General features: G+C 69.5%; 29 protein-coding genes and 1 pseudogene. 19 read left to right on the top strand and 11 right to left on the bottom strand.

The genetic code is table 11. The features are described from left to right. Positions 1–5: 5 nt before the first annotated feature. Complete coding sequence (locus QM619_RS12285; protein ID WP_415108905.1) at positions 6–290, top strand: protease inhibitor I42 family protein; 285 nt, start codon at positions 6–8, stop codon at positions 288–290. A 467-nt stretch (positions 291–757) separates the two neighbouring features. Then, positions 758–2,005: a hypothetical protein gene (locus tag QM619_RS12280; RefSeq protein WP_415108902.1), complete on the top strand. Its 1,248-nt coding sequence runs from the start codon at positions 758–760 to the stop codon at positions 2,003–2,005. A 6-nt stretch (positions 2,006–2,011) separates the two neighbouring features. Here QM619_RS12280 and QM619_RS12275 read toward each other — a convergent pair whose 3' ends face one another. Beyond that, positions 2,012–2,971, bottom strand: coding sequence for a threonine dehydratase (locus QM619_RS12275; protein WP_415108899.1), 960 nt, complete (start codon positions 2,969–2,971; stop codon positions 2,012–2,014). 141 nt (positions 2,972–3,112) lie between these two features. Here QM619_RS12275 and QM619_RS12270 point away from each other — a divergent pair, with 141 nt between their 5' ends. From QM619_RS12270 to QM619_RS12230, 9 genes and pseudogenes are all read left to right on the top strand, one after another. Further along, positions 3,113–3,613 (top strand): hypothetical protein, encoded by a 501-nt coding sequence (locus QM619_RS12270; RefSeq protein WP_415108897.1) that lies wholly within the window; start codon positions 3,113–3,115, stop codon positions 3,611–3,613. Continuing rightward, positions 3,571–4,377 (top strand): alpha/beta hydrolase family protein, encoded by an 807-nt coding sequence (locus QM619_RS12265; protein ID WP_415108894.1) that lies wholly within the window; start codon positions 3,571–3,573, stop codon positions 4,375–4,377. Before QM619_RS12270 ends, QM619_RS12265 begins: the two co-directional genes overlap by 43 nt. A gap of 27 nt (positions 4,378–4,404) precedes the next feature. Continuing rightward, positions 4,405–4,716, top strand: a complete 312-nt coding sequence (locus QM619_RS12260; RefSeq protein ID WP_415108891.1) for a DUF1778 domain-containing protein — start codon at positions 4,405–4,407, stop codon at positions 4,714–4,716. Next, positions 4,709–5,215 carry a GNAT family N-acetyltransferase gene (locus QM619_RS12255; protein WP_415108889.1) on the top strand — a complete coding sequence of 169 codons (507 nt, stop codon included), beginning with the start codon at positions 4,709–4,711 and terminating at the stop codon, positions 5,213–5,215. The genes QM619_RS12260 and QM619_RS12255 overlap by 8 nt, the downstream gene beginning before the upstream one ends. A gap of 242 nt (positions 5,216–5,457) precedes the next feature. Further along, the gene (locus QM619_RS12250) at positions 5,458–6,783 is read left to right on the top strand and encodes a DUF222 domain-containing protein (RefSeq protein ID WP_415108886.1); all 1,326 of its coding nucleotides are present in this window, start codon (positions 5,458–5,460) and stop codon (positions 6,781–6,783) included. A 1,120-nt stretch (positions 6,784–7,903) separates the two neighbouring features. Then, positions 7,904–8,038 carry a hypothetical protein gene (locus tag QM619_RS12245; protein WP_415108883.1) on the top strand — a complete coding sequence of 45 codons (135 nt, stop codon included), beginning with the start codon at positions 7,904–7,906 and terminating at the stop codon, positions 8,036–8,038. A 14-nt stretch (positions 8,039–8,052) separates the two neighbouring features. Next, positions 8,053–8,214 (top strand): annotated as a pseudogene (locus QM619_RS12240) (hypothetical protein); the annotation flags it as partial. 109 nt (positions 8,215–8,323) lie between these two features. Then, on the top strand, positions 8,324–8,479 hold the full coding sequence (locus tag QM619_RS12235) for a hypothetical protein (protein ID WP_415109025.1): 156 nt from the start codon (positions 8,324–8,326) through the stop codon (positions 8,477–8,479). Positions 8,480–8,571: 92 nt separating this feature from the next. Beyond that, positions 8,572–9,177: an HAD-IA family hydrolase gene (locus QM619_RS12230; protein WP_415109017.1), complete on the top strand. Its 606-nt coding sequence runs from the start codon at positions 8,572–8,574 to the stop codon at positions 9,175–9,177. A gap of 7 nt (positions 9,178–9,184) precedes the next feature. Here QM619_RS12230 and QM619_RS12225 read toward each other — a convergent pair whose 3' ends face one another. Beyond that, positions 9,185–10,090 carry an AEC family transporter gene (locus tag QM619_RS12225; RefSeq protein WP_415108880.1) on the bottom strand — a complete coding sequence of 302 codons (906 nt, stop codon included), beginning with the start codon at positions 10,088–10,090 and terminating at the stop codon, positions 9,185–9,187. A 94-nt stretch (positions 10,091–10,184) separates the two neighbouring features. Further along, positions 10,185–10,673: a glutathione peroxidase gene (locus QM619_RS12220; RefSeq protein ID WP_415108877.1), complete on the bottom strand. Its 489-nt coding sequence runs from the start codon at positions 10,671–10,673 to the stop codon at positions 10,185–10,187. 150 nt (positions 10,674–10,823) lie between these two features. Here QM619_RS12220 and QM619_RS12215 point away from each other — a divergent pair, with 150 nt between their 5' ends. From QM619_RS12215 to QM619_RS12190, 6 genes are all read left to right on the top strand, one after another. Further along, positions 10,824–12,275 carry a DUF2252 domain-containing protein gene (locus tag QM619_RS12215; RefSeq protein WP_415108874.1) on the top strand — a complete coding sequence of 484 codons (1,452 nt, stop codon included), beginning with the start codon at positions 10,824–10,826 and terminating at the stop codon, positions 12,273–12,275. 151 nt (positions 12,276–12,426) lie between these two features. Beyond that, positions 12,427–13,179 (top strand): ABC transporter ATP-binding protein, encoded by a 753-nt coding sequence (locus tag QM619_RS12210; RefSeq protein WP_415108871.1) that lies wholly within the window; start codon positions 12,427–12,429, stop codon positions 13,177–13,179. Continuing rightward, complete coding sequence (locus QM619_RS12205; RefSeq protein WP_415108868.1) at positions 13,179–15,626, top strand: FtsX-like permease family protein; 2,448 nt, start codon at positions 13,179–13,181, stop codon at positions 15,624–15,626. Before QM619_RS12210 ends, QM619_RS12205 begins: the two co-directional genes overlap by 1 nt. A 174-nt stretch (positions 15,627–15,800) precedes the next feature. Next, positions 15,801–16,148, top strand: coding sequence for an ArsR/SmtB family transcription factor (locus tag QM619_RS12200; protein ID WP_415108865.1), 348 nt, complete (start codon positions 15,801–15,803; stop codon positions 16,146–16,148). Further along, complete coding sequence (locus tag QM619_RS12195) at positions 16,145–16,630, top strand: SRPBCC domain-containing protein (RefSeq protein ID WP_415108862.1); 486 nt, start codon at positions 16,145–16,147, stop codon at positions 16,628–16,630. Before QM619_RS12200 ends, QM619_RS12195 begins: the two co-directional genes overlap by 4 nt. A gap of 106 nt (positions 16,631–16,736) precedes the next feature. Further along, on the top strand, positions 16,737–17,519 hold the full coding sequence (locus QM619_RS12190; protein ID WP_415108859.1) for an Ig-like domain repeat protein: 783 nt from the start codon (positions 16,737–16,739) through the stop codon (positions 17,517–17,519). 9 nt (positions 17,520–17,528) lie between these two features. On the opposite strand, the gene QM619_RS12185 is transcribed toward QM619_RS12190, so the two are convergent. Continuing rightward, positions 17,529–18,122, bottom strand: a complete 594-nt coding sequence (locus QM619_RS12185) for a TetR/AcrR family transcriptional regulator (RefSeq protein ID WP_415109015.1) — start codon at positions 18,120–18,122, stop codon at positions 17,529–17,531. Between the two features lie 106 nt (positions 18,123–18,228). On the opposite strand from QM619_RS12185, the gene QM619_RS12180 reads away from it, so the two are divergent. Both QM619_RS12180 and QM619_RS12175 read left to right on the top strand, forming a co-directional pair. Then, complete coding sequence (locus tag QM619_RS12180; protein ID WP_415108856.1) at positions 18,229–18,540, top strand: DMT family transporter; 312 nt, start codon at positions 18,229–18,231, stop codon at positions 18,538–18,540. Beyond that, complete coding sequence (locus QM619_RS12175) at positions 18,537–18,875, top strand: DMT family transporter (protein ID WP_415108853.1); 339 nt, start codon at positions 18,537–18,539, stop codon at positions 18,873–18,875. The genes QM619_RS12180 and QM619_RS12175 overlap by 4 nt, the downstream gene beginning before the upstream one ends. 25 nt (positions 18,876–18,900) lie before the next feature. On the opposite strand, the gene QM619_RS12170 is transcribed toward QM619_RS12175, so the two are convergent. From QM619_RS12170 to QM619_RS12140, 7 genes are all read right to left on the bottom strand, one after another. Then, on the bottom strand, positions 18,901–19,308 hold the full coding sequence (locus QM619_RS12170; RefSeq protein ID WP_415108850.1) for a heat-shock protein HtpX: 408 nt from the start codon (positions 19,306–19,308) through the stop codon (positions 18,901–18,903). Between the two features lie 110 nt (positions 19,309–19,418). Then, the gene (locus QM619_RS12165; RefSeq protein WP_415108847.1) at positions 19,419–20,888 is read right to left on the bottom strand and encodes an ABC transporter ATP-binding protein; all 1,470 of its coding nucleotides are present in this window, start codon (positions 20,886–20,888) and stop codon (positions 19,419–19,421) included. Further along, complete coding sequence (locus QM619_RS12160; RefSeq protein ID WP_415108844.1) at positions 20,875–21,735, bottom strand: ABC transporter permease; 861 nt, start codon at positions 21,733–21,735, stop codon at positions 20,875–20,877. The genes QM619_RS12165 and QM619_RS12160 overlap by 14 nt, the downstream gene beginning before the upstream one ends. Beyond that, positions 21,732–22,724, bottom strand: coding sequence for an ABC transporter permease (locus tag QM619_RS12155; RefSeq protein WP_415108842.1), 993 nt, complete (start codon positions 22,722–22,724; stop codon positions 21,732–21,734). The genes QM619_RS12160 and QM619_RS12155 overlap by 4 nt, the downstream gene beginning before the upstream one ends. Then, on the bottom strand, positions 22,721–24,154 hold the full coding sequence (locus tag QM619_RS12150; protein ID WP_415108839.1) for an ABC transporter substrate-binding protein: 1,434 nt from the start codon (positions 24,152–24,154) through the stop codon (positions 22,721–22,723). Before QM619_RS12150 ends, QM619_RS12155 begins: the two co-directional genes overlap by 4 nt. 218 nt (positions 24,155–24,372) lie before the next feature. After that, the gene (locus tag QM619_RS12145; RefSeq protein WP_415108836.1) at positions 24,373–25,125 is read right to left on the bottom strand and encodes a class I SAM-dependent methyltransferase; all 753 of its coding nucleotides are present in this window, start codon (positions 25,123–25,125) and stop codon (positions 24,373–24,375) included. After that, a complete protein-coding gene (locus QM619_RS12140; RefSeq protein WP_415108833.1) occupies positions 25,122–26,321 on the bottom strand; it encodes an MFS transporter in 1,200 nt (399 codons plus the stop codon). Before QM619_RS12140 ends, QM619_RS12145 begins: the two co-directional genes overlap by 4 nt.

Here is a 26,321-nt window from a genome sequence, read left to right as displayed (position 1 = left end):
GCGACATGGAGCACGTCAGCGCAGCCGTCGGGCAGCCGATCCCCATCGTCCTGGAGTCGTGGGGCGGGTCTGGCTACCGATGGCGGCTGCGCGACGTGCCGCCGGGGCTCCGAGAGGCGGAACGATCTCTCGAGCCCGGCGCAGCAGGACCGCCCGGAGCACCGCTGCATACGGTCTTCACCTTGGTGGCGGACGCCGTCGGCAGCTACTCCGTCGGATTCGTGCTGCAACGACCGTGGGAAGCTACGCCGGTCGAAGAACGCAGGTACATCGTTGACGTCGCCGAATGACGGTTCATCGAGCGCCCGAACAGCCGCTGTTAGTCTCGTCCTATTAGCCACCTGACGCGGAGCGGGGGACGTGGACGCGGTCGTGACGCAGAACCAGCAGCACGGCGCCGTCGACGCGAGGACGGCGCGGCGAACCTGTTCAGCGTCGCCCTGATCGATGACCACCCGCTGTTCACCGGCGCATTGGCGTCCGTGCTCACCGCGCAGCCCGACATCGCACAGGTGTGGACCGCGACCGGTCTGGACGAGGGCCGCCGGGCCCGCGGCCTGGGCGCGGCCGCGGTGCTGCCCAAGGTCACCTGAGCGACACGCAGCGACCTCGAAGACTGTCGCACCCCGGATCGGCCGGGTGTGACAGCCTTCGGTCATTGTGGGTCGGCGCCGCACCTACGGGTCGAACCGGGATGGTGCTGTCCGCGGATCTGACGCTTGAATCTTTCTGAGAATGATTCTCGTAGTCTTGCGTCATGCGACTTCTTCGTTCACTTCTCGCCGCCACGCTGACCGCCGGCCTGGTCATCGCGGCGCCCGCACCGTCCGCTCCCGCCCACGGGACCGCCGACCCGGTCGGCGAGGCCTGGCACGTCCACGAACGCCTGCTGGTCAGCGACTCGAAGACCGGCGACATCGTGGTCATCGACGACGGCAAGGTCCGTGACCGAATCTCCACCCCGAAGGCGCCGATCAGCCTGGCCCGCTCGGCCGACGGCACCCTCGCCTTCGCGCTGCGTGGACGCGCCGCCGACCGGCACCACGTCAGCATGATCGACACCGCCTACGACGCGGCCAAGGCCGAAGCCCGGCTCCCCTACGTGGCCCGCACCTGGGTGACCACCTCGCCCGGCGGGGTCGACCACGGACGGCTGCCGGAGGCGTCCGGGAAGATCGGGATTCCGTCGGAGTCGACCGGCACCCTGCAATGGTTCGACCCGACCAAGGTGACCGGTTTCGACGACCCGCGCGCCGGCACCCTCAGCCTGGGTGCGCCGGGGCATTACAGCCTGGTGGTCGCCAAGGCCGCCAACGGTGCCGAGCTGCTTCATGTCGGCAATATCCGCGGCACCAGCCAGGTGATCGACATCGCCTCCGGGAAGGTGATCTCCACCGGGGCCGGCACCTGCCCCACCTTGCACGGAGCGATGCTCACCCCGGACGGCACCCGTGTCATCTTCTCCTGCGCCAACGGGCTGCGGGTGGTGCCGGCCGATCCGGCGTCCGGCGGCGAGCAGGCCTTCGTGCCCTACCCGGGGAAGAAGCGCACCGCGGTGATGGTCGACGGCGCGAACGGCGTGATCTGGGGCAGCACCGGCGGCGCGCTGACCACGGTGCAGCGGATCGACAGCAACCCTGCGGTGCCGACGATCGCCGAGGTCTCGGTCGGACGCCGCGGGCACAAGCGCACCGTGCTGCGGGTGGACAGCTCACCCGACGCCGCGCGGCTGTATGTGCTCACCCATCAGGGCTATCTGCAGGTGCGGGACGGCGGCACCGGACGGCTGATCCGGGAGCGCCGGGTGATGACGAAGGTGTCGAAGTCGCTGGACGAGACCACCGAGGTGGCGATCATGCCCGACCTGGCCTTCGGCGAGGGCACCGTGCATCTGTCCGTGCCGCAGTCGGGGAAGGTGCTCACCCTCGCCAGCGATCTGCGCGGCCGGATCACCACCCTGCGAATCGGTGGCAAGCCGACCCGGATGGTCGTCCTGTCGCACTGACCGCCGTCATGGCGTCCGGGAGAGCACGCGCAGTACGAGATCGGTGTCGCAATTGCCGCCGGACATGATCACCGCCGCGGTCGCGCCGGGAGGGCGTCCGGTGTCGCCGAGCAGCCCGGCCAGGGAGAGCGCGCCGGCGGGCTCGGGCATCTGATGGGTGGTCTGCCAGATGGTCCGCATCACCGCCTCGGCGTCCGTCTCGGAGACCCGGACGAAGCGGGCCGCACCGGCGAGCATCTCGGCCACCGCCTCCGGCACCAGCGTCCGGCTGGCGACGCCGTCGACGAAGGTGTCGGCGTCCGGGGTGCTGATCGGACGTCCGGCCGCGAACGACAGCGCGTGGGCCGGTGCCCGGTCGGCGACCACCCCGACGATCTCGGTCGCCGCCCCGAGCAGGTCGCGGACGGCGATGTGTGCGCAGATGCCTGAACCGAGGCCGACCGGGACGTAGATCACGTCGATCGTGCCGGCCTGGGCGTGAAGTTCGGCCGCCGCGGTGGCGACGCCGGCGACCAGATCGGGATGGAAGGACGGCACGAAGACCAGCCCGCGCTCGCCGGCCAGCTCGTGGGCGTACTCCAGGGACTCCTGGAAGTCGCGACCGTGCACCACCAGCTCCGCGCCGAACGCCGCCATGGAGGCGTTCTTGTCCGGACTGTTGCCCTCAGGCACGACGATGGTCGCCGGCAGGCCGTGCTCGCGAGCCGCATAGGCGACCGATTGGCCGTGGTTGCCGCGGGTGGCGGCGATCAGGCCGGGCACCGTCGTCCCGGTTCGCAGCAGCCGTTCGGCGAAGACCAGACCACCGCGCACCTTGAAGGCGCCGGTGGGGGTGGCGTTCTCGTGCTTCACCCAGGTCGGCGTCCCGGTCACCCGTTCCAGCAGCGGCCAGCGGTAGGCCGGCGTCACCGGCACATGGGCGGCAACGATCCTGGTGGCGTCGGCGAGATCTTCGGCAGTCAGCATGAGCCGAGCCTAAAACTCAGCCCGTCGCGTGGTGACTACGACCACAGGCGATCCACAGGTTCGGATCGGACGACTCCGGCGGCAGCAGCCGTGGCGCATCGGCCGATTCGCTGTCGCGGCTGGCGCGGGAAGGATGGCCCGATGACTCAGATGATCGCCGCGCTCGGCCTGTCGCCGCTGGAACTGCTCGCCGTGCTCAGCGGGGTCGTGCTGGCGGTGTCTCGCTGGCTTCCGAGCGCGTTCCGCCGTCAGGTGGCTGTCGCGGCGCTGGCGGTGGCCATGGTGTCGGTGGCCGTCGCGGCCACGGTCGCGTTCCGCTGGCAACTGCTGCTGGTGGCGGCCGGCATCGCGGTCGCGCTGACGGTTGCGTTGCCGAGCGTCCTCGGCAGGACGGCGGCTCCAGCGGGACGTCGTTGGCCGGCGGTGCTGGCGGGCGCGCTGTCGCTGGGTTTGCTGACCGCCGGCGCGGTGGCCGGTTCGGCGCTGCCTATCTCGGATCGTCTCCGAAGGCGGCGACGGTGGCGTCCGGGGTCGCCCGCTACCTCGGCGCCCCCGCCCTACTTCTCGACGGACCGACCCACGCCCGGACGTCCGCCCTTGTGGATGCCCCAGTCGCCGCTGGCGGGCCGTTCCCGGTCGTGACGTTCTCGCCGGGTCTGGGCGGCGTCCGCACCCAGAACACGGCCTGGGCCGAAGAACTCGCCAGCCGGGGTTACGTGGTCGCCGCCCTGGACCATCTCTACGACTCGGCTGCCGTGGTGCTGCGCGACGGCCAGACCAACACCACCCAGGTCGGGGCCACCGGGGACCAGGCCGAGGACCGGCGGGGAGCGGTCGAATGGACCGCGATCCGGGCCGCCGACCTCAGCTTCGCGCTGTCGGAGCTGTCCCGGCTCGATCGGGACGCCGCCGGAATGTTCCACGGGAAACTGGACGTTCGCCGGGCCGCGGTCGCCGGACATTCCCTGGGTGGTGCCGCCGCTCTGCAGGCGCTCCGCCAAGACTCCCGGTTCCTGGCGGCGATCGACCTGGACGGCTTCCCTCATGATCCGGCACCACGCCGGCTCGCCCGTCCGATGCTGGCTCTCACCCATCCTCTTCAGCCTGGTGAGAGCCCCGATTACCTCCCGCGGCTGACCAGTGTTCTGAAGTTGAGCGACGTCGGCGGCTACCACCTGGAGGTGCCTGGCACCGTCCACCTCAGCTTCACCGACGCACCGCTGTTCCTGCCACCGTTGCCGAGTCTGATCGGTTCTCTGGGTCGGACCGAACCGATCCGGATCACCGCCGAGGCCAGCGCCGACTTCCTGGACGCCACCATGAACGATCATCCAGAGGGGCTGGCCACTCGCTTGGCGGAACTCGGCGAACTCTCCGCGTACCGGGGAGGCGTCCGAACGCGATAGCGATGTGCGCCCCTGTGCCCCGGAGGCGTGGCGCCGTACAATCGTCCGTACAGAAAGGACGACATGGGCGCAACAGCACGGCTCGAGTTCCGAGTGACACCGGACAATCGCGCACGCATCGAACGTGCCGCGGAAATCGCGGGGGAACCGGTCACGGCCTTCGCCCGCTCGGCGGCCGAGCAACGCGCCGAGCAGATCCTGCGTGAGTACGAGGCGACGACCACGGTTCCCGCGGAGTACTTCGATGAACTGCTCGCGGCGTTCGATGCCCCAGTTCAGCCGAGCCCTGCTCTCGCAGACGCGGCGCAGCGACTGCGCGAGACCGTCGTCCGTGACTGAACGGCTTCGCTCCCAACGCCTGGATCCGGAACGCCACGACATCGCCGGATTCTCGTGTGGCGAGGATTCCTTGGATCAATGGCTGCGAAGGCATGCCGCCGACGCTGCAGCACGCGGAACGGCCCGGACGTGGGTATGGCTGGACAGCGAGGACCGCGTTGTCGCCTACTACGCACTCGCGGCGCACAAGGTCGCGCGCGAGCAGGTGCCATCGCGGATCGGACGCGGCGGGCCGGCCGAGTTGCCCGCCGTCCTGCTGGCCCGGCTCGCCCTCGCCGAGCATCTACGGGGCCAGGGGCTCGGTGCCCTACTCGTGGCCGATGCGCTCGAGCGCATTGTCGAGGCGACCCGGACGGTGGCCGCACGCGTCGTGGTCGTGGACGCGTTGACCGAGCCAGTAGCGCGGTTCTACGAGACCCTGGGGTTCCGACGCATCCCCGGCAGCCTTCGTCTGGTCCAGAAGGTCACCGATATCGCCGCCGCACTCGGTCACGACTGAGCCCTTTCGCAACTCCGGATGCGCTGTCGAACTCGACGCTCCGAAAGTGTCAGAGGCGGTGTCTAGCGTGTGGTCCATGAGTAGCAGGGCGTCGTTGGCTGGCCGGGTTGGCCTGTTCCGGTGCGTGTCGGCGCCTGCGTGTAGCGGCAGCGGATCGACTACGAATGCGGCGTTGACTAGCTGTTTTGTTGGTCGTGGGGCTGTTGCGGTTTTTGTCGGTGGCGGCGTTTAGGGTCTTGGACATGAGCAATCGAGCAGGTGTGAGCACGGTGGATTTCGCTGCCGCGGTTACCGGCCTGCTCGATGCTGTCCGCACCGATGATGTGACGTTGCTGACCGATCGCAAACAGCTCGACCTGGTCACCGATCTGCTGCGGGTCCAGTCCCGCCTGTCCGGGGTGGTGCACACCGTGCTCGGCGCTGTGGATCGGGCCGGGGCGGCGATGACGGCGCACGGCATCCCCACGATCAGCTGGTTGGCTTCTGAGTTGCGGCACACGCGGACGCAGGCCTCAGCGATGGTGCATCAGGCGAATGATCTGTACCGGTTCGAGCGGATTGGGGAGGCGTTGCGGGAGGGTCGGATCAATGACCGGCAAGCCACCGCTATCACCCAAGTGCTCCGCAAACTACCCACCGACCTGGGTGTCCAAGCCGAAGTCGAGGCGCAGGCGACGATGGTGGGGTTCTGCGACACGTTCGACAGCCACCACCTGGCCGGACTCAGTCGGCATCTGCTGGAAGTGATCGCTCCCGAGGTCGCTGAAGAAGCCGAAGCGGAAAGGATGGCGCGGGATCTGCGGGATGCCCAGCGGGATCGGCACCTGACGTTCGCTGACAACGGTCACGGCTCCACCCTGATCAAAGGCTCCCTCCCCGCAGCAGACGCTGCCTTGTTGAAGGCGCAGATTGATGCGTTGGCGCACCAGATGCACCGCACCACCCTCGAACTCCACGACCCGGGTGTCGAGCAGCCGTCGTGGTCGCAGCGTCGGGCGGACGCCCTGGTCGAGTTGGCCCTCCGGATCGCGATCCACCAGGTCGCCCCCAAACATGGTGGGGATCGTCCGCATGTGGTGGTCACCATCACCTACAACGATCTGCTGGGTGACTGCCAGGGTGCCGGGCTCGCCGACGGCACCCGGCTCACCCCTGGTGAGGTGCGGCAGTTTGCGTGTGATGCCGACATCCTCCCGATCGTGCTGGGCGGCCCGTCTGTAGTCCTCGACGTGGGCCGTCAGCAGCGGCTGGTCACCCCCGACATCCGGCACGCCCTGCATGTGCGTGACCAGGGATGCGTCTTCCCGGGATGTGACCGTCCCGCCGCGGACTGTGACGCCCATCACATTGGGCCGTGGCGCCACAAGGGCGAGACTTCGCTGGCGAACCTGTGTTTGTTGTGCAAGCACCACCACAACCTCCTCGAACCTGACCCGAAACGCCCACCCGAGCTGCAATGGCAGATCCGGATCGCTGCTGACGGTGTTCCCGAGGTGATCCCACCCTGCTATGTCGACAAACACCGACGACCCCGACGCCACCAACGCTTCCGAGAACCCTCCGGATAACACCAGCATTCCGAAAGATCGGTGATCAACACCGACAGTGCATGGAAGAGGGCTGCCCGCAACCATGCGGACCGGTTGATCAGCGCGTTGGCCGCTGATTGAGCCTGTCGAAGGCCCTTGTCAGCAACGCGTGGTTTCCGAGGTCCCGACAAACTCGACCAACGAAAGTCGGCCCCTCCCCACGGGAGGTACTGATCGACACGTCCACCGCTGGTTGAGGCGTCCGCCGCTGGTTGAGCCTGTCGAACCCCCCTTGCCACCGGAGCCTGGTTCAGGTCCCGCACGCTCAACGATCAAGGCCCGCAGAGATCCCGGCAGCCGGATGACGGAAGCTTGGCGGGAATACCGGGAGTTTGGCTGTTGGTCGCTGGGACGGTTCCTTGAACCGAAAAGAAGCCGTCCCCTGAACCGACACGTGATCCATCCGATGCCGCCCCCGTCATCCCGGACTCGATCCGGGATTCCAGCATCCAACGGGACGACAAAAACAAACTCAACCAACCGGTGACGCAGCCCCGTAGAGATCCCGGCATCCGCCGGAATGACGGAACCTTGGCCGCGACGACGGGAGTTTGGCTGCTGATCGCAGGGGACGGTTCCTTGAACCGAAAAGGAACCGTCCCCTGAACCGAAACACAACCCTCCTGCTCCGGTGATCAAGAGAACCGTCCCCTTGGTCAACCGGCACGGGCGCAACCGGAAAGCGGAGTGGGCTGCACCCCGTCCGGGTATCGTCGCTTCGCTCCTCAACTCCGGTCGTAGAGCGACCTCCGTATAGGTCGGGCGTCAAGCGCGCGACATCCCCTGCCGGGCACCGCACGCGAACAACCAAGTAGGACGAGCAGCGCACGGGCGGGACGGGGTACAACCCACTCCGCGACAACCAAACGCAACGCCCAGAACCCGCGCCACAGTGGGTCTCGACAAGCTCGACCAACGGAGGGGATCTCGACCAACGGTGGAACGAAAGAACCGTCCCCGCGTACCACCCTCGACCGCAGGGGCCGAGGAGCAGTCCGCGATCGCTGGGATTCAATACGCTCGACCCCGCAGTTGATCCGCGCCACGGTGCTGTCTCTGCCGGCAGCCATTCGGGCGTCCGGCCGATCTGAGGAGAACCATGACTCACCCGCAGCGGTCAGATTCGACCGAGGCGCCGTCCGCTCCCACGATGTTGCTGATGGTCGGTCTCCCTGGGGCGGGGAAGACCACCGGCGCCATCGAGCTTGCCGCGACGAACCGGCGCTTCGGTTGACTCCCGATCAGTGGATGATCCCGCTGTTCGGCGACTCCATGGCAGACGGATTGCGTTTCGTGCTGGAAGGCCGGCTGATCGCCGTCGCGTTGCAGGCGCTGCGGCTGGGCACCAGCGTCGTTCTCGACTTCGGGCTCTGGGGTCGCGACGAGCGGTCGGCGTTGCGCTGGCTGGCGCTGTCGGTCGGGGCGTCTTGCCGGGTGGTCTATCTGCCCATCGACAAGGGGGTTTCAGCTCGCCCGGATCGCCAGACGCCAGGCGACGTCCCCGGATCAGACGTTTCCGATGACCGAGGCGGAGGTCGATCAGTGGCGCGATCAGTTCGAGGTGCCGGACGCCGCCGAACTCGCGGGTGGCGAGATCCCCGATCCTCCACAGGGTTGGGCGGACTGGACGGAATGGGCGGCGGAGCACTGGCCGTCCTGCACCGCCGACGGCTGAGCCAACAGCCGGCACCGCGGTTGAGCCTTCCGAGGTCTCGACAAGTTCGACCAACGAGGTCAACGCTTCCTTTCACACGCAACAATCGGTGTATGCACCGACCAACCTGGCCCCCGTTGCGCGTCGTGTTGTTGGACGCCGACGGCGTCCTGCAGCGCCGCCGTCCGGGATTGGTGCGCTCGTTGCTGAAGCTGGGCGGTCCGCGCTTCCTGGCGGACGCCATGCGCGCGGAGGTCGGCTGCCTGACCGGTGAGCGGGATTTCCCGGACGCCCTGGCGCAGGCGATGCGGCGGCACCGCGTCCAGGCCTATCCGGCGGACGTGGCCCAGGGCTGGCTGGACATCGTGGTCGACCCGCGCCGCCTGGAGTTGGTGGACGCCGTGCGCGCCCGCGGCGTCCGGGTCGCGTTGGCCACCAACCAGCATCGGTTCCGCGGCCTGCATATGCGCGAGGTGTTGCGGCTCGACGAGCATTTCGACGCCGCCTACTACTCATTCGAACTGGGTGCGGCCAAGCCGGACGCCGGCTATTTCACCCGCGTCCTGGACGACCTGGGCGAACCGCCCGAAACCGTGCTGTTCGTGGACGACCTGCCGGACAATGTCCGCGCCGCCCGTTCCCTCGGCATCGATGCCCGGCTGCATCTGTGGCGCACCGGGGTCACCGGGCTGCGCCGCACTCTGGCGTCCCGGCTGTAAGGACCGCTCAGGCGAGCAGCGGCAGCAACGCCACCACCCCGGCGATCGTGCCGAGGCTGGCCAGGGTGGACAGCGCCACCACGCTCGCCACCAGCGCCGGGTTCGAGCCGTACTCGCGGGCCAGCATGAAGGCGTTCACCGCGGTCGGCATCGCGCTGGCCAGGATCAGGCTGCTCAGTTCGGGGCCGTCCAGCCGCAACAGCAGACCAAGCCCGGCGGCCAGTACCGGCAGCGCCACCACCCGGACGCCGGCCGCGATCACCACCGGCGCGGTCAGCCGCAGGCTGGACCGCTGACCCAGCTGCAAGCCCAGCGCGATCAGCACCATCGGGATCGCCGCCTGGGCCAGCAACTCGGCGCCGCGCGCCACCCCGACCGGAAGCACCACCCCGGTGGTGCGAACGATCAGCCCGGCCAGCAGCGCCCAGGTCACCGGCAGTCTCACCACGGTCAATACCGCGTCCCACAGGCCGCCGTGCGAGCCGAGCAGCGCGGGTCCGACGGTGTACATCACCACCAGCGAGGTGACGAAGATGACCACCGCCTGGTCGAGCCCGACCCGTCCCAGGGCCAGCAGGGCGATCGGCAGTCCGAAGTTGCCGTTGTTGCCGATCACCACACTGGCGATCATGGCGCGCCGGGTCGGCCCGTCCCGTCCCCAGGCGGCCAGCCACGCGATCAGGCCGGCGACCAGGGTGATCAGCAGATAACCGCCGACCAACTGGATCGCCTGCCCGCCGGAGACCTCGGTCTTCATCACGCTGTCGAAGGCGAGCAGCGGGGTCAGTCCGTACAGGTTGATCTTGCCGACGGTGCCCATGTCGAGCTGGAACTTCCGCGCCAGCGCGACGCCGACCAGTGCGACCAGCACCACCGGCAGGATCACCTCGATCAGGGCGGTGAGAAAGGCCACCCGCCGATCGTTTCATCCCTGCGCCGTTCATCACTGCGCCGTCCGGGACGGCGGCAACCACTGCCCGGGCAGCACGCTCAGCCGGGCAGCACCCTCAGCCGGGCAGCACGGCCTCGATCGCGCCGATCACCGCGGGGTCCTCGGGATCGACCTGCGGCGCGAACCGAGCGACGACGGCGCCGTCCGGTGCGATCACGAATTTCTCGAAGTTCCACCGGATGTCGCCGGTGTAGCCGTCGGCGTCCGGCGTGTCGACGAGAGCGACATACAGCGGATGCCGGGTCTCGCCGTTCACGTCGATCTTCTCGGTCATCGGGAAGGTGACGCCGTAGGTGGCCGAGCAGAATGCGGCGATCTCGTCGGCGCTGCCCGGCTCTTGGTTCATGAACTGGTTGCAGGGCGCGCCGAGCACGGTGAAGCCGCGCGGTCCGAAGCGCTCATGAAGCCGCTCCAGGACGGCGTACTGCGGGGTCAACCCGCACTTCGACGCGACGTTGGCGATCAGCATGGCCTTGCCGCGGTACTGCGCAAGGTGGGCCGATACGCCGGTGAGTGCGTCGATCTCGATGTCGAACACGGACATGCCGCTCATCGTAAACCTCGAGTACCGGAGCTCTCGATCAACGAATATCGGGCTATCTAGGATCGTCAATAGAGAGCTTCATAGAGCCCCATCGAGCGCGGACAGCACTGATCCGGCCACTAGGCTCAGTCCCCCGGAGAGGAGCCGCGAATGTCGCATCACACCAGCCACACCGTCCTGGCCAGTACCGACAGCAGTGCGTTCGCCTCGCTGCGGCAGCGAGGGACCACCCGCGACGAGCGCTTCGCGTTGGGACGTTCGCTGCGCGAGAAGGTGCCGATCGCGGCGCTCGGGGTGTGGAACGCGACGCAGGCGCGTCCCGACCCGATCGAACTCATCAACGCCTCGCACCACGGCCGGGTCGATGAGCTGATCCCGATCCGGGTGGGCCGGATGGTGTCCTCGCCGTACGGCTTCTACCGGGGCACCGCGGTGGTGATGGCGTCCGATCTGGCCGCGCTGCCGATCACCGGGATCATGCCGGTGATCTGCGGCGACTCTCACCTGGGCAATTTCGGCTTCTACCGCTCGCCCGAGGGCGAGCAGGTGATCGACCTGAACGACTTCGACGAGGCGCATCCGGGCGCCTGGGAGTGGGATCTGCGCCGGCTCGCCGCCGCCGTCTGGGTCGCCGGACGCGAGAACGGTTACAGCGAGGACGCCTGCGCCGAGGCCGTCCGGGCCTGCGTATTGGCTTACCGCGACGAGGTCGCCCAGCTCGCGACCATGCCGCTGATGGCCCGTTCCTACAACCGGCTCGACGTCGAGCGGCTGCACGAGACGGCCACCGAGAAGCAGCTGCGCAACGAGATCCGCCGGGCCGCGAACACCGCCCGCAAGCGGACGTCCGACCGGGCGCTGCCCCGCTTCACCACCGAGACCAACGGCGAACGCCGGATCGTCGAGGAGCTGCCGCTGATCCGGTCGGTGCGCGGCAAGGAGTTCGATCATCTGGCCGCGGGCCTGGACGGCTACCTGGACACCCTCGCTCCGCACTGGCGGCGGGTGGTCGCCGGCTACACGCTGGTCGACATCGCACACAAGGTGGTGGGCGTCGGATCGGTCGGCCTGCGTGCCTATGTGGCCTTGTTGGAGGGCAGTTCACCGGACGACGTGCTGTTCCTGCAACTCAAGCAGGCCCGCCGCTCGGTGCTGGCGAAATACGTCCACGGCGACGCCGCCTGGCACGACCATCAGGGCCAACGGGTGGTCGAATACCAGCAGGCGCTGCAGACCGTCTCCGACCCGCTGCTGGGCTGGACCTCGGTCGACGGACGCCAGTACTACGTCCGGCAGTTCCGGAACATGAAGGGCACCGTGCCGCTGGACGGGCTGACCGCGACCGCGCTGGCCGACTACGCCGGCATCGTCGGGCACCTGCTGGCCAAGGGTCACGCCCGGACGTCCGGCGCCTCGATGATCGCCGGCTACCTGGGTCGCGGCGAGAAGGCGGCCAAGGCGTTCTCCCGGTTCGCCCGGCTGTACGCCGATCAGACCGAGGCCGACCACGCCGCGCTGGTCCAGGCCGCGCGCACCGGTCGCGTCCCGATCGCCGACGGCGCCCTGGCCGCGATGGGGTCCGCCTTTCGCCCCGGCGGCTGACCGTCACCCCGTCCCGGCGAACGCCGGGATCCCGTGGCAAGCACGGGATGACGGAGGGGTGGACGGGATGACGGCGTGGTAGTGCCAGCACTACCCAAACCCTCGTGCCGCCGCCATTCGGCGGCTCACAGCTGGCACCTAGGGTGACCGTATGACCGCGACTTTGCCCGCTCCCACTACGGATGTCATCGCCCGCGCCGTGGGCCTGACCAAGACCTACGGAACCGGAGACGCGCAGGTCCATGCGCTCGCCGGCGTCGACCTCGAGCTTCGCCGCGGGTCGTTCACCGCGATCATGGGGCCGTCCGGATCGGGCAAGTCGACGCTGATGCATTGCCTCGCCGGGCTGGACGCCTCGACGTCCGGGCAGATCTGGCTGGGCGGCACCGAGATCACCGGCCTGGACGATCGGCGGCTCACCCAGCTGCGCCGCGACTCGGTCGGCTTTGTCTTCCAGGCGTTCAACCTGCTGCCGACGCTGACCGCCAAGGAGAACATCCTGCTGCCGCTCGACCTGGCCGGACGCCGCGTCGACGCGTCCGAGTTCGACGCGATCGCCGGCTCGCTGAAGCTCACCGACCGGCTCGGCCACCTGCCGTCCCAGCTGTCCGGCGGTCAGCAGCAGCGGGTCGCCATCGCCCGCGCGCTGATCACCAAGCCGCAGGTGCTGTTCGCCGACGAACCCACCGGTGCCCTCGACTCGCGCACCGGCCACGAACTGCTCGACCATCTGCGTTCGGCCAGCCGCGAGCTGGGCCAGACCATCGTGATGGTCACCCACGATCCGAACGCCGCCGCCTACGCCGACCGGGCCGTCATCCTCTCCGACGGCCGGATCGTCGACGACCTGGACGCCCCCAACTCCGACACCGTGCTGGACGCCATGCGGAAGCTGGGTGCCTGATGCTTCGGCAAGTGCTGCGGGAGTTGCGCTTTCACCCCTCCCGATTTGTCGCCACCGTCATCGCGATCGCGATCAGCGTGGCCTTCATGGCCGGATCCTCGATCCTGGTCGCCACCGAGAGCAACGGTGTCCAGCGCCTCCAGTCGCTGCCGTTCGCCGGGGCGGATGTCGTCGTCGAACTCGGCCCGGACGCCGAACGCGCAGCCGTCGCCAAAGCCGTCCCCGGTGCCGCCGGGGTCGCGGTCGCCGAACCCAGCCTGACCTTCGTCGAAAGCCTGCGGCACGGCGAGACGACCCAGCTGACCAACCTGATCGGCCTGCCGTCCGAGCCGCTGCGGTGGTCCGAGGTGACCAGCGGACGCTGGCCGCAGACCGCGACCGAGGTGGCGCTGAGCGGCGCGGTCGCCCGGACCCTCGGGGTCGGCATCGGCGACACACTGGTCGCCTCATATCAGGACGTCAACCTGACCGTGGTCGGGCTGACCGGCGAGCCCAACTCGCTGTTCCTGCAGACCGGCTACCTGGCCCCCGGCGCCTTCGCCCGCTTCGGCGTGGACCCGAGGCTGGCCGCCGAGAACTGGATCGCCAAGGCGGCGGCCGGGACCACTCCGGACGAGCTGGCCGCTAGCCTGAACGCCACCGCCCTGGCCAAACTGAAGGACGTCAAGGCGAAGTCGGCCGCGCAGGTGCGGGCCGAGTCGATGAACGAGCTGACCGACAGCTTCGACGCCTTCCGCAACCTGCTCTGGGCGTTCGCCGCGATCGCCGCCGTGGTCGGCATGATCACCATCGCCAACACCTTCACCATTCTGCTCGCCCAGCGGCGCCGGCAGATCGGCCTGCTGCGCGCGGTCGGAGCGTCCGGTGCGCAGGTCCGCCGCCGCTTCCTGCTCGAGGCGCTGGCCCTCGGCCTGGTCGGCGCGGCGCTCGGCCTGCTGCTCGGCGCCGGGCTGGCGGCGATCGGGTCGGCCCTCACCGGCTCGCTGTACTGGGGCCTGATCCTGCCGGCGTCGGAGGTGTCCATCGCGTTTGCGGTCGGCGTCCTGATCACCCTGGTCGCGGCGTTCGTCCCGGTGCTGCGCGGTACCCGGGTGCGGCCGCTGGAGGCGTTGCAGCCCGAGCCGGCCGCCGACGAGAAGCGGCGCGCCGGCATCGTCCGCGGCGTCGTCTGCGGCCTGCTGCTGGCCGGCGGAGTGGCGTCCGGACTACTCGGGCTGGGCACCGGGCTGGCGTTCGCGATCGCCATCGTCGGCAGCGCGCTGGCGGCGCTGGGCGTTCTGTTCGGCGCGCCGCTGTTCGTGCCGGCACTGCTGCGCGGCGTCGGCGCCGTGGTCGGACGCCTGGGTGTCACCGCGCGGCTGGCCGCGCAGAACGCCGTCAGGAACCCGCGCCGGGCGTCGACCACGGCCACCGCGCTGATGCTGGCCGTCGGACTGATCGTGACCCTGCAGGTGGCCACCGCGAGCGTCCGGACGAGCCTGCTGAACCAGATCGACCAGCGGCGGCCGGTGGACGTCGCGGTCAGCACCTGGAATGTCGAGAGGTCGCTGCCGGCCGACCTGATCGACCAGCTGCTCCGGATTCCCGGTGTCGGCGGCGGGGTCAGCATGGCCGCGACGACCGCCGAATACCAGCGCGGCTCGGACAATTACGGCGAGTTGCCGGTGATCGGCTACGACCCGGCGGCCGCCCACATCGCCCGGGCGGGCGCGCCGGCGTCCATCGCCGACGACGAGGTGTACGTCACCGACGGGTCCTCGGCCAAGCCCGGCGAACGGGCCACGCTGAAGGGCCGCTCGGGCAAGACCCTGCAGTTGCGGGTGGTGCCCTCGCCGCTCCTGGAGGGGGGCGAGGTGATGGTGTCGCGAGCCACCCTGGACGCCCTCGGCGGCGTCCGGCCGGACGCGCTGCTGTGGCTGTCGGTGCCGCACCTGTCCGACGGCGTCTCGGTCGCCTCGGCGGTCGGCGAGAAGGTCAGCAGCGAACAGTTCCAGGTCACCGGTTCAGTGATCGACGCGGCCGCGATGGAATCGGTGCTCAACCTGCTGCTCGCGATCACCACGGCGCTGCTCGGTGTGGCGGTGCTGATCGCCCTGATCGGGGTCAGCAACACCCTCGGCCTGTCAGTGCTGGAACGCACCCGCGAGTCGGCGCTGATCCGGGCATTGGGGCTGCAGGCCCGCTCACTACGGCTGATGCTGCTGATCGAGGCGCTGCTGTTGGCCGTGGTGGGCGTCGCGGTCGGGGTCGGCGCCGGCATCTACTTCGGCTGGCTGGGCGCGACCTCGCTGGCCGGCCAGCTGAAGGCCGACGTCCGGCTGGTCGTCGATCTGCCGCTCACCCTGGGCATGGTGGCGATCGCCATCCTTGCCGCCGCGCTGGCGTCCATCCTGCCCGGACGCCGGGCGGCGAAGGCGTCCCCCACCGAGGCGCTGGCCGACATCTGAGCCGGCTGACCGAACCTGCCGAAACCCACGCTGGTCGAGCTTGTCGAAAACCCCGGCTCACGCCAGGTCTCGACAGGCTCGACCAGTGAGCTCTCACTTCTTCAACCAAACGGTTGACAAAGCTCGCACGCCGTCGTACGGTTCTTCAACCAACCGGTTGAAGAAGGAAGAACCATGACGGCTCGGCTCGATGCGGCCTTCGCGGCACTGTCCGATCCCACCCGGCGCGACCTGGTCGCCCGGCTGGCGATCGGGGACGCGACGGTCGGCGAGCTGGCCGCCCCGTACGACATGACCATCCAGGCGATCTCCAAGCACCTGAACGTGCTGGCGGCCGCCGGACTGGTCACCAAACGGCCCCAGGCCCAGCGCCGGCTCGTCCATCTCGAGGCGGACGCCCTGCGCCGGCTCACCGACTGGGTCGACCACTACGCCCGGCTGGCCGAGCAGCGCTATTCGCGCCTGGACGACGTCCTGGCCTCGCTCACCGAGGCCGCACCCGACGAAGGGAACCCATCATGACCGAGCACCTCACCACCGCGACCATCGAGGCCGACCCGGTGGTTCCGCTGATCCACATCACCCGCGACTTCCGGGCCACGCCGGCGCAGGTGATCCGCGCCCACACTGACCCCGAGCTGTTCGTGAAGTGGATCGGCCCGAACGACCGGACCATGACCATCGAGCACTGGGACGCCCGCACCGGCGGCAGCTGGCGCTACTTCGATGCCGGCGACGACGATCTGCAGGCCTTCCGCGGCTGCTTCCACGAGATCGGCGAGAACCGCATCGTGCAGACCTTCACCTGGGAGGGCATGCCCGAGGGCGTCTCGCTGGAGACCCTGACCGTCACCGATCTGGGCGACGGCTGGACACGGCTGCATGCCACCTCGCTGGTCGACAGCTTCGAGGGTCGGGACGCCTGGCTCGTCTCGGGCATGGAGATCGGGGTCAACGACGGGTACGCCAAGCTCGACGGACTGCTGAGCGATGGCGCGCTCTGAGGCCGCGACGCGAGCGGAGCGTGAGACGTCCGACGGCACGATCGACAGCTGAAGGTTAGGCTTGCCTAATCTCCCTCGAATCGGGGGCTTGCGATCAAGGAGTGACATGACACAGAACCTGACCCGGCAGCGCGTCGGCCAATGGTCCGCCCGGCTGGCCGCCACGACCGCGGCGGTGGCGCTGCTCGGTGGCAGCCTGCTGCCGCCTCAGCAGGCGGTCGCCGCCGAACCACGGCCCGAGAACGGCGAGGGCACGCTGTCCATCTCGAAGGTGACGGTGACCCCCGGCGGCACCATCACGATCAAGGGCAAGGGCTTCGAGCAGCGGCCGTCCGGCGGCTATCTCTCCTACAAGCTGAACGACGGGGCGCTGAAGTTCACCACCGGCAAGCCGAACGGCACGGTGGACGACTCCGGGACGGTGACCACCAAGAAGAAGGCGAACCTGCCCGACAAGTCCGGCTCGTTCTCGGTGAAGCTGACCATTCCGGCCGACCTGGAACCGAACAGCAACGCCGGCACCTACTGGGTCCGGCTGCTGGCCGGGAACGACGGCGGCAGCCTGGCGTCCAAATTCGTCCACTTCACGGTGGTGAAGTTCAGCTCGAAGACCAAGGCGTCCTTCGACGCGAAGACGAAGAAGAAGTCCTCGACCGGTACCGCGAAGGTGACCGTGAAGACCCCGGAGTCATCCAAGCCGACCGGTGCGGTGAGCATCCTCGACGGCACCACGACGATCGCGACCGGCACCCTGGCGAGCAAGAACAAGGGCGTCATCAAGGTCAAGCTGCCGAAGCTGACCAAGGGCAAGCACACCCTCACCGTCACGTACGAGGGCACCAGCCGGGTCAACGCCAGCTCGAAGTCCTACAAGATCACCGTCAAGTAGTCACGACGCTCACCCGTCCGCTTCCGGCGGGCGGGTGAGCAGTCTGTTCACCGCCGCCCGGAGCACCTCCTGGGCGGCGTCGGCGTCTACCCGGCCGAGCAGGACGTGCACCGTCAGTCCGTCGAGCATGGCCTGCAGCTCGACGGCCGCGGACGCCGGACCCCCGTCGACCTGGAAGCCCATCGCGGCCAGCATCGTCAGCAGCTCGACCAGCAGCTGGTTCAGGTCGCGGTAGAGAATGCCCTGGGCGTCGGCGAGCCCGGCATCGCTGGCCGCCTGCCCGACGAAGGCCAGCCAGACCAGGGACGCCCGCTGGATCTGCTCGTCGGTGGGCAGCACCGCGGCCAGCACGGCGACCAGGGCGTCCAGCGGGGGCGCCGAGGCGTCCACCGCCTTGATCCGTTCCTCGATCAGCTCGGCGACTCGCTGCGCGGCGGCGTCCAGGATGGCCTCGCGGGTCGGCAGGTAGTGCCGCACCGCACCGCTGGACCAGCCGCTGCGCTCGGCCACCCGGCGGATGGTGATGCCGGCCAGGCCGTCCTCCACGATCAGCCGCCACACCACGTCGATCAACTCGTCGCGGCGTTGCCGATGATCCACCATTCGGGGCACTCCGCAGTTGTAGCACAACCGTGCGAACTTGCGCGAGATCGCACGACCGTGCTAGAACAGGTTTCAGCACGATCGTGCGAAATAGGGGGGTTGGACGATGGATCCGTGGCTGACGCTGGTGACCGCCGGCTTGTTCGAGGTGGGCTTCACCACCTGTTTGAAGCTCGAGCAGCGCAGCAAGTGGTTCATCGTGCCGTTCCTGGCCTGCGCGGCGGTCAGCTTCACCCTGCTCGCCGAGGCGATGGAGACGATTCCGCTGGGCACCGCCTACGCGGTGTGGACCGGGATCGGCGCGATCGGCACCGTGCTGGTCGGCGCACTCGCCTTCGGCGAGCGGCTGCGCCCGCCCGCGCTGGTGCTGCTGGCCGTCATGGTGGCGATGATCATCGGGCTGAAGGTGGTCTCGTGAACGGCTGGCTGTGGCTGCTGATCGCCGGCGCCTTCGAGATCGTGATGACCACCGCGCTCAAGCTGGAGCAGCAGAACTCCCAGTTCGTGTGGCTCTTCCTGGTCTGCGCGATCGCCGGCTTCGAATGCCTGTCGAAGGCGATCGCGACGATTCCGCTCGGCCTGGCCTACGCGATCTGGACGGGCATCGGCGCGGTCGGCACGGTGATCGTCGGCGTGCTCGCCTTCGGCGACCCGCTCGGCCCGATCCGGCTGCTGCTGCTCACCGGCCTGGTGGCGGCGATGATCGGCCTCAAGCTGGTCGGCGGCGGCAAGCCGGCGGACGCCGCGCACTGATCGACGGACATCGCCCGACAGGGCGTCAGGCTGCGGCGGGCGCGTTCAGCTCGATCAGCAGGGCCGCGACGCGGGCCTTGATCGCGTCCCTGATCGGACGGACGGCGTCCAGTCGCAAACCGGCCGACTCGGGCAGATCCCAGTCGGCGTACGACCGGCCACCGGTCAGGGCCCGAAGGTCGGCGCCCAGCGAGATGACCAGGTCGGCCTCGCGCAACTGCTCGATGCCGATCGCCTTGGGCTCCTCGTCGCGCAGGTCGACGCCCTCTTCGAGCATCGCCGCGACCACGGCCGGGTTGAGGGCGTCCGCCGGAGCGGTGCCCGCCGAGGAAACCTCGATCGCGCCCCCGCTGAGTTGGGCCAGGAAGCCGGCAGCCATCTGCGACCGGCCGGCATTGTGCGTGCAGACGAACAGCACGGAACGGGCGACCATCCCAAACCTCCTTGTCGATGGGCTTTGTCGGGACTATCGCAGCCGGACGTTACAACGGCGTGAACAGCACCCGTCAATCAGCTGTGGGTTCCCGAGGCTTCCTTAAGTCTCTACGCAGTAGGGCATCCGCCGGCGTTGAGGTCGGCCAGCCGCAGCACGCGGTGGCAGACCCGGGCGAGCCGGGCGTGGTCGTGGGAGACCAGGAGGAGGCCGGCGCCGCGCTCGACGGCCGCCTCCGACAGCAGGGCGAGCGCCTCGTCGGCGAGCGCCGGGTCGAGGGACGAGACCGGTTCGTCGGCGAGCAGCAGTCCGGGCTCGAGAATGAGCGCCCGGGCGAGGCCGACCCGTTGGCACTGGCCGGTGCTCAACTCGGCCGGACGATGCTCCGAGAACTCGCCCAATCCGAGCGAGGCGAGAGCCGCGATGGCACGGGCCTCCCGCTCCCGTCTACTGCCGATTCGGTGGATGTGCAGCGGTTCGCTGACGAGCTGGCGGGCCGTGCACCATGGGTTGAGCGCTTCGCGGGGATGCTGGGGAATCAGCTGGACACCTCGCCGCCATTGCCGCCGGGAGAGCGTCCGCGGGCTGTGACCGCATACCTCGATCAGGCCTGCGCGGGGGGCGTTCCCCGCGGCGACAAGCTCGAGGAGAGTGGTCTTTCCCGTCCCGCTCGGACCGCACAGCCCGACGACCTCCCCCGCGGCCACGTCCAGGCCGACGCCGTCGAGAACCGTGCTGGTGCCGTGACCGTGCACGACGTCCCGGATCAGCAGAGCCGGCGGACCGGAAGTGCTCGGCCGGTGCCGGTCCAGGGGTGTGTTCGGCGCCGCCCCCGGCAGGCTCTCCGGCGGCACAGTCGTGCCCGCGACGATGCCGAGAGTCCGGTCGGCGATCCGTGCCGCGGCCTCGGTGTCATGGGTGACCAGGATGACGGCGGCACCGGCGTCGGCGGCGTCGCGCAGCGCGGTCAGAACCTGAGACCGGGCGTCGGGATCGAGTGCGGTGGTGGGCTCGTCGGCCAGGATGACGGCCGGAGCGGCGGCGAGCGCGAGCGCCACCCCGACCCGTTGCGCCATTCCGCCGCTCAACTCGAAGGCCCTGCGGCGAACCACGCGCTCCGGATCGTCGAATCCGGCGATCTCCAGCGCCGCGTGCACGGCGGCCGGTGTGGCCGGCCGGCCCGCCAGCCGGGCCGACTCGGCGACCAGCGATCCGACCCGGCGCAGCGGAGTCAGCGCGGCGACCGGGTCCTGAGCGACGAGCCGAACGTCGCGTCGCCGGATCTGGCGCCACGCCGTCCGGTCGGCCGTCGCGAGGTCGATCGGCCCGTCCTGCGAGCGCAGGGTCGCGTATCGCCACCCGGTCTCGAGGTCGGCCGGAAGCGTGCCCAGCAGCGCCCGCAGCAGGGTGGACTTGCCGGCTCCGCTGGGACCGACGATCGCGAGGATCTGGGTCGGCGCCACCTCGATGTCGACCTCGTCGAGGAGCGTGGCTCCGGTCGCCGGGACGCGCACCGAGAGCCCCCTGACCTGCAGGCCGGCAGACTGCGCGACCGGGCGACGAGGATCAGCGATGGCCATCGGAGACCTCCGAGAATCGGGCACCGAGGTCTCGTATTCCTTCGGCGACGAAGGTGAGGGCGAGGACGACGATGAGCACCGCCGCGCCAGGACCGAGGACGAGGTGGGGGGCCGTCCGCAGCACCGACCGGCCCTCCTGCAGCATCGAGCCCCACTCGGCACTCGGCGGCTGCGCTCCCAGGCCGAGGAACCCGAGGCCGGCGATGAGAGTGATCACCTGGCCGGCTTCGAGCGCCACGAGCACGAGCATCGGTCCACGAAATCTGGGCAGCACCTCCCGCCACAGCATCCGGAGCCGGCCGGCCCCGAGCAACGCCGTGGCGTGCGCCGACGGCGAGGCCAGCGCGTCGCGGACGAGGCTTCGGGTCTGCCGGGCGAAGGGCGCCCAAAGGGTGACGACGAGGGCGGTGAGCACGGACGCGATCGAGGGACCCATGAAGCCCACCCAGGCGAGCGCAACGACGACGAGCGGAAATCCCACCACCACATCGAGGAACCACCGGGCGACCGCGTCGATCCGGGAGGGCAGCAGCGCCACGAGCGCGCCGATGACGATGCCGCCACAGGTCGCGAGCGCCATGATGCCGCCGGAGAGCAGCAGCGTCTCGCGTCCGCCCCACACCAGGCGCGACCAGACGTCGCGGCCGTATCTGTCGGTGCCCAGCAGGAACTCACCGCCCGGCGGGCGCAGCGGCGCGCCGACGAGTTGCCGGGCCGGGTCGAACGGGGCCAGCAGCGGGGCGAGCGTCGCGCAGCCGGCCACCGCGAGAAGCATCGTCATGCCGACGACGACCAGGGCCCGCCCGTGCCGTGCCGCGCGGACTCGGGTGCCTGCTCCTCGCCTCATCCGACGACCTGCCGGGACTGCTCCACTCTCGGGTCCAGCAGTCGCTGAAGGAGATCGACCCCACGGTTGACGAGCAGTGCCACGACGACCATCGCCAGGACGTAGGCCTGCACCACCGGTTGGTCTTGAGCCTTGATGGCGCCGACGGCGTAGGCGGCGATCCCCGGCCAGGTGAAGACGACCTCGGTGATCACCGACCCGGCGAGCAGGGAGGCAAGGGTGAGGCCCGCGGTCGTCAGCACGGGAGTGGCCGCCGGACGAAGGGTGTGCCGGAACAGCAGCCCCGCCGGCGCGACCCCGCGGTTGCGTGCCGCTTCGGCATAGGGCTTGCCCTGCTCGGCCAGGAGGGAGGCCCGCAGTACCCGGGCCAGCGTCGGTGTCACGGCCACCGCGAGCACCGCGGCCGGCAGCCAGACCCTGGAGACCGTCGCGTCGCCGATCACCTGATAGCCGGACCGGGCCGCCACGGTCAAGGCGACGACGCCGAGCAGGAATGAGGGGACGGCGGCCACCGTCACCGTGCCCAGCCGCACGAACTGGTCGACCACCCCGCCGGGGCGGCGAACCGCCACCCCGGCGAGCAGGACGACCGCAGGTATCGCGAGGAGGATCGCCGCACCGGCCAGCGCGAGGCTCGCAGGCAGCCGTTCCGCGAACTCGGTGACCACCGGCCTGCCGGTCCGGTACGACGTGCCGAGGTCGAGCCGCAGCACCGCGGCCAGCCAGTCGACGTACTGCACCGGCAGAGGGCGGTCGAGGCCGAGCTCTGCCCGCCGCTGGGCGCTGAGCTCCTCGATCTGGCCGGCGGACAGATACGAGGAGGCGTCGCTGGAGGCCAACTCGGAGGCCACCGGGTCTCCGGGCGCGAGCCGGACCAGCCCGAAGACCGCCATTGAGGCGAGCAGGAGCACCACCAGCGTCCCGGCCGCACTGGCCGCCAGCGTCCGCACGATCGAGCCGGCCGAACCCGCGGCGCCTCTCCTGGTCACTGCGCCGGACGGAGCGCCCCAGTGACCAGGGTCTCGTACTGCAGCGGATGCGCCACGAATCCGCTCACGCCCTGCGCGACGGCAGACGTGACGGCACGCGGGTGCAGCGGGACGAGGGGGACCTCCTGGGTGATCAGTCCGTCGAGGGCGATGATCGCGTTGCGGCGCTGCTCCGGTGAGGGGTCGCTGTTCGCCCGCTGCAGCAGCGCGGCAGCCTTGGCCGGCACAATGCCGGCGTGGTTGGCGCTCCCGTCGGGGCCGATCTGACCCGCGATGAGCGCGGCATGGTCGCCGAGCGTCGTCCAGGCCTGGATGACCATGTCCCAATCGCCGCTCTTGATGGCCTCGGCGACCGCGGTGTTCTCCACGTGCCGGACCTCGACCGTCACGCCGAGCTTGCCCCACTGCGCCTGCAGCACCTCGCCGTCCGCCTTCTCCGCACCGAACGTCAGCAGCCGCAGCGTGAGCGGCTTGCCGTCCTTCGATCGGACGCCGTTCGCGAGCGCCCAGCCCGCCTCGTCGAGCAGCCTCGCGGCGGCCTTCGGGTCGTAGCTGTGCTTGGCGGTGATGGCGTCCGCGAAGACGGGCGAGGTGGACAGCCAGCTCCCGGCCGGCTTGACCAGCCCGGAGGCGACGAGGTCGACCAGACCCGCCCTGTCGACGCCGACCGCCAAGGCGCGTCGGACCCGGACGTCGCTGAGCGCCTTGGTGCGCGGTGACTTCGGGTTGAGGTAGACGGCGACCGTGTTGGCGGCGGACGTGGCGACCAGCTTGGCGGCTGAGCCGCCGAGCTCCTTGGCCCGCTCGGCCGGGAAGTCGCCGATGACGTCCGCCTGCCCGTTCAGTGCCAGTTCGGCGCGCGCGTCGCTGTCGCCGACCGCCTTGACTTCGACGGACTGGTAGCCCGGCTTCCCGCCCCACCAGGTGTCGTTGGCCTTCAGGGTCATGCCTCGGTCGGTGTTGAAGGCGGTCAGCCGGTAGGGCCCGGTGAGATCGGCGTTCTTGACGTCGACCGACCCTGTGGTGTTGCCGTAGGCCTTCACGTTGTGAACAACCAATTGGTAATGGGCCAGCGCGTAGGGCATCGCCGGGCGAGGCGTTTTCGTCTTGAGGCGCAACGTCGAATCGTCGACGACCTGCATGGTGACGCCCTCGACCTGGGTCGCCCCGAGCGAGCTCACATCCTTCATCCGGTTCAAGGACGCGGCCACGGCGTCCGCGGTGATCGGGGCGCCGGACCAGAACGTGCGCTTGGGGTCGAGTTTCACCGTCCAGGTGAGTGGGTCGTCATTCGTCACCGAGACGGCCAGCTCAGGTTTGACGGAGCCGTCGGGCTGGATCTTCATCAGCCCCTCGGCCGCGCCCACAGCGCGAAGGTAGGACGCGGTGAGATCCGACGCGGGATCGACACTGGCGGCGATCTTGGACATCGCCACGGTCAGTTGATTCCGATCGGCGGTCTGCGCCGGTGTTTGGCTTCCTCCGCTGCATGCGCTGAGAGCAAAGGGTACGACGGCCAGCGCGGCGAGCACTGGCCATCGTCGCGGCGAGAATGACATGGTGTGGTTCTCCTTCTTCGGTGTTTCTTCGGTGTTTCGAGGTTGGTGTTCGCGGAGCCGTGGATTTCGGGACGTGGCGCCTTGGCCCGCTACATTGCGCGAGGCGACGGAGAGGACGATGTCGCGGCGATCCGCAGCCGACGTCCGGTGAGAGATGTGCCGTCCTCGTCGGACAGTTCGATGTCGGTGAATCCGTTCGTCTCCAGCAGTCCGCGCAGCTCGTCGGGAAAGATCAGCCGCCACGCCGACTCCTGGACCTGGGATTCCGCGCCGGGCCACGTCCAGGTCCGACGACGTCTGAGCAGCTGCGCGGCGTGATCGATCCAGAGCACTGTTCGGGAGCGATACACGACGCCGTCGTGGGCGAACTCGTCGTCGATCGCGTCGCCGAGCCCGCCGTCTCGGCCGAGGTAGTGGGCGCCGTTGCGCATCTCGGCGACGAAGACTCCGCCGGGTCGAAGGTGACGCCGCACCACCCGCAGGCAGCGACCCAGGTCACGATGGGTGAGGCAGTACAGCAGCGCACTGTCCATGCAGCTCACGACATCGAACTGCCGGCGGAGGTCGCACCCTCGGAGGTCGCCGACGCGGAACTCGAGCGAGGGGTAGCGGTGCCGGGCGTGCTCGACCATCGCCGGCGCGAGATCCACTCCCGTCACGGAATGACCCAGCGCGGCGAGCCCCGCCGCATCGCGTCCGGTACCCGAGCCGAGGTCGAGGATGCGCCACGGTCCAGGGCCCAGGCGTGCCCCTGCCGCCGACGCGATCAGCACGACATGCTCCTGGGTGTGCGGGAAACGCGCCTCGTACAGGGCGGGATTGTCGAACAGCAGATTGCTCATCGGCGGACTTCCCCGGGCTGTCGCGCAGGCAGCCAGCCGCACCGATGCAGCTGCCACACCGCGAGCGCGCAGACGCCGCCGATCGCGGCGCAGATCAGGTCGCCTGCCACGGGTCCCCACAGATCCGTCACGAGACCGATGACCGCCGTGGAGATCGCGGCGATGAGGCCCGAGGCGAGGTAGAAGAAACCGAATCGGGTGCCGGTGGTCCGTTCGTCGCCGAAGTCGCTGATCAACTCGTAGGCGAACGGCTGGGCCAGCATGACGCCCGCTGACAGCCCGAGGCCCGTGACGAGCACCGGCAGTATTCCCAGCACCGGCCCGTGCACGAGATGCCCGGTCAACGGCGGGGCCGCGAAGGCGAGCCCGGCGAACGCCAGTCCGACAGCCATGGCCGGTCCCCGGTCGGGGCTGCGGCTCAGCCGTCGGCTCAACCGGACCTGGAAGAGGATCGTCACGGTGGTGGCGGCGACGAAGACGACCGCGACGCCGCCACTGCCTCCGGTCAGCCGCTCCACATCGGCCGGAATGACGAAATAGAGCTGGTTCTGCAGTGAATACAGGCCGGACAGCGCCAGCGCGAACGCAACGAACCGGCGGTCTCGGACGAGCTGCGCCCAGTCGGCGATGATCGATGTCGACGTGTGCTCGACCGGTCGGGTGGCGAGCATCCGTGCCTGCAGGAGCACGAGCAGGGCGAAGACGCAGGTGGCGGTGGCCGCGGAGATCCGGAAGTCGAGCGCGGCCAGTCCCGCTCCGAGGACTGGCCCGAGCAGGGCGCCGCCCTGGCCGAACACGTTGAAGAGGGCGAAGGCCTCGATACGCTGCGTTCCCGCCTCGAGGGCGAGGTAGGAACGGACCGCGGGGTTGAACAGGGCACCGGCCACGCCGCTCAGCACGGCCGCGACCATCAGCAGCGGCAGCGTCTCGGCAACGACGAACAACCCGAAGCCCACGGCGCGAAGCGTGGTTCCGGTCAAGATCATGGCGCGCGGACCGAGCCGATCCGAGGCCGTCCCGCCGATCAGGAAGAGACCCTGATGAGAGAGGTTCCGAATGCCGAGGACCACGCCGGCGGTGGCGAATCCCAGCCCCAGGCTCCCGGTCAGGTAGGTCGCCAGGTAGGGCACGAGCAGGTAGAACGCGAGGTTGCCGACCAGGTGGTTGACGAGCAGGAAGCGCACCACGCCGGGCAT

Origin of the sequence: Micropruina sp. (assembly GCF_047606665.1) — a bacterium.
GTDB lineage: Bacteria > Actinomycetota > Actinomycetes > Propionibacteriales > Propionibacteriaceae > Micropruina.
The sequence above is the reverse complement of the archived record's forward strand: the minus strand, read 5'-3'. Positions and strand labels throughout refer to the sequence as shown.